Below are 1,986 nucleotides of genomic sequence, written 5' to 3' on the forward strand. Positions count from 1 at the left end.
TGACAATACCAGTCAACTGGTACATGGTGGAAAATTGTTTTTAAAAGATGATTTACGCAAAAATTTCCCTGCTATTGTTGTTTTCCCACAATGCCCATCAAACGACTTTTGGGCAAATGCCAATTTTGAGAAAGATGCAAAAGGTAAAAGGAGAATCAGTTTTGTGGAGGGTGGCAAACCAACCAAAATTATGCATGCGCTACAAGGCATGGTTAAAAACTTCCTTAATAAACCTTATATAAACAAAGACCAGGTGTATGTGGGCGGTTTATCAATGGGGGCAATGGGTACTTATGAGCTTTTAAGAAGAGAACGCCGCAAATTTACCGCTGCCATTGCCATCTGTGGTGGCGATAACACCAACAATATTAAAAAATATCAAAAAATACCGCTTTGGATTTTCCATGGCGCAAAAGATGATGTAGTTGATCCGGCTTTTTCGATTGCCATTGCCGAGCGCTTAAAAACCGTTGGAGATGAGGTAAAATTTACCCTTTACCCAAATGCCAACCACAATAGCTGGGACAGCGCCTTTGCAGAGCCAGAATTGTTAACCTGGCTATTTTCACATAAGAAATAGTAGAACGATCCGTCATAATGAACTTGTTTCAGTATCTATCTGGCAAGACCCTGAAATAAATCCGATAGCTATCGGATCAGGGTGACGATCAGGAGTAAAAGAATTAGAAAAGCAAGGTTCGGTATCTTATCGGTTCCAAAAGCCCTGCCATCCGCTTTACTCACCCCGATTGAAAACCTGTGAAACAAGCAAGCACACAATAGAACAATAAAAATAGTGCTTAAATCGGGAGTTCGTGCCCGCTGCTGTCAGGTTTAATTTACCTAGGTTGACCTAAGTAACCTAGACCCGACAAAATGGAAAGCCCGGAGGTTGAGGAACGAGGCCGAGGACTTGAAATGATGGCGGGACCGTCGTAACCAATAAGCACCGATTTTGCTCTTCAAAAACAAAAACCACAAAAAAAGCCTGAAGAAAAATCTTCAAGCTCTTGTAAAATATTCTAATTGATATTATTCTGCCATATTATGGTAAACCGCCTGCACATCATCATCTTCCTCTAACTTATCGATCAATTTCAAAACATCAGCTGCCTGCTCTTCCGTTACCTCATGGTGAGATAAAGCAATACGCTCTAATTTTGAACTCTTTAACTCTATGCCTTTTTCTTCTAAAGCTTTTTGTAAAGATCCAAAGTTTTCGAAAGCACCTTGAGCAACAGCGATATCGTTGCCTTCTTCATCAGCCTCTACGTATAATTCTTCTAAACCAGCATCAATTAGTTCAAATTCTAACTCTTCTAAGTCTAAACCTTCAGCTGGTACAAAACGGAAAACAGATTTGCGGTTAAAAACGAAATCTAACGATCCGGTTTTACCCAAAGAACCATCCGTTTTGTTAAAATAACTACGAACGTTTGCTACGGTACGGTTGGTATTATCAGTAGCAGTTTCAATTAAAACGGCAACACCGTGTGGCGCATAACCTTCATATACAATTTCTTCGTAATTGGCCATCGATTTATCAGATGCACGCTTAATAGCTGCCTCTACCCTATCTTTTGGCATGTTTACCGCTTTCGCATTTTGCATAGCCGTACGTAAGCGCGAGTTGGTTTCTGGATGAGGTCCGGATTCCTTAACTGCCATTACAATATCTTTACCAATACGCGTAAACTGAACCGCCATTTTGGCCCAACGCTTAAATTTTCTCTCTTTTCTAAATTCGAATGCTCTTCCCATTTTTCGAGTATTGAGATATAAGATTTGAGATAGGAGACCTTATGCCTTCAACCTTTCAACCCTCTACCTTTATATTATTTTTTTAAATTATTCAACATATCAATTGTCAGTTTCGACAAATCGAACTCTGGTTTCCATCCCCAATCTTTTGCAGCATAGTTATCGTCGATAGAACGTGGCCAGCTATTTGCAATTTGCTGACGGGGATCATTAGCGGCGTAAGAT

The 1,986-nt window shown here is 40.1% G+C and carries 2 protein-coding genes; one reads left to right on the forward strand and one right to left on the reverse strand.

Annotated elements, in window-relative coordinates:
* Positions 1-580: carboxylesterase family protein (locus AC1DPQ_RS26325; RefSeq protein WP_477611376.1), on the forward strand; the 580-nt coding region annotated here is incomplete at its 5' end.
* Between the two features lie 452 nt (positions 581-1,032).
* Here AC1DPQ_RS26325 and AC1DPQ_RS26330 read toward each other — a convergent pair.
* A complete protein-coding gene (locus AC1DPQ_RS26330) occupies positions 1,033-1,761 on the reverse strand; it encodes a YebC/PmpR family DNA-binding transcriptional regulator (protein WP_029274031.1) in 729 nt (242 codons plus the stop codon).
* Between the last annotated feature and the right edge of the window lie 225 nt (positions 1,762-1,986).

It is taken from the genome of Pedobacter sp. 01T416_2 (genome assembly GCF_056398925.1).

Bases quoted from the DNA above. Each gene is read 5' to 3' on its own strand.
- AC1DPQ_RS26330 (WP_029274031.1), bottom strand. From the start codon at position 1,761: ATGGGAAGAGCATTCGAATTTAGAAAAGAGAGAAAATTTAAGCGTTGG.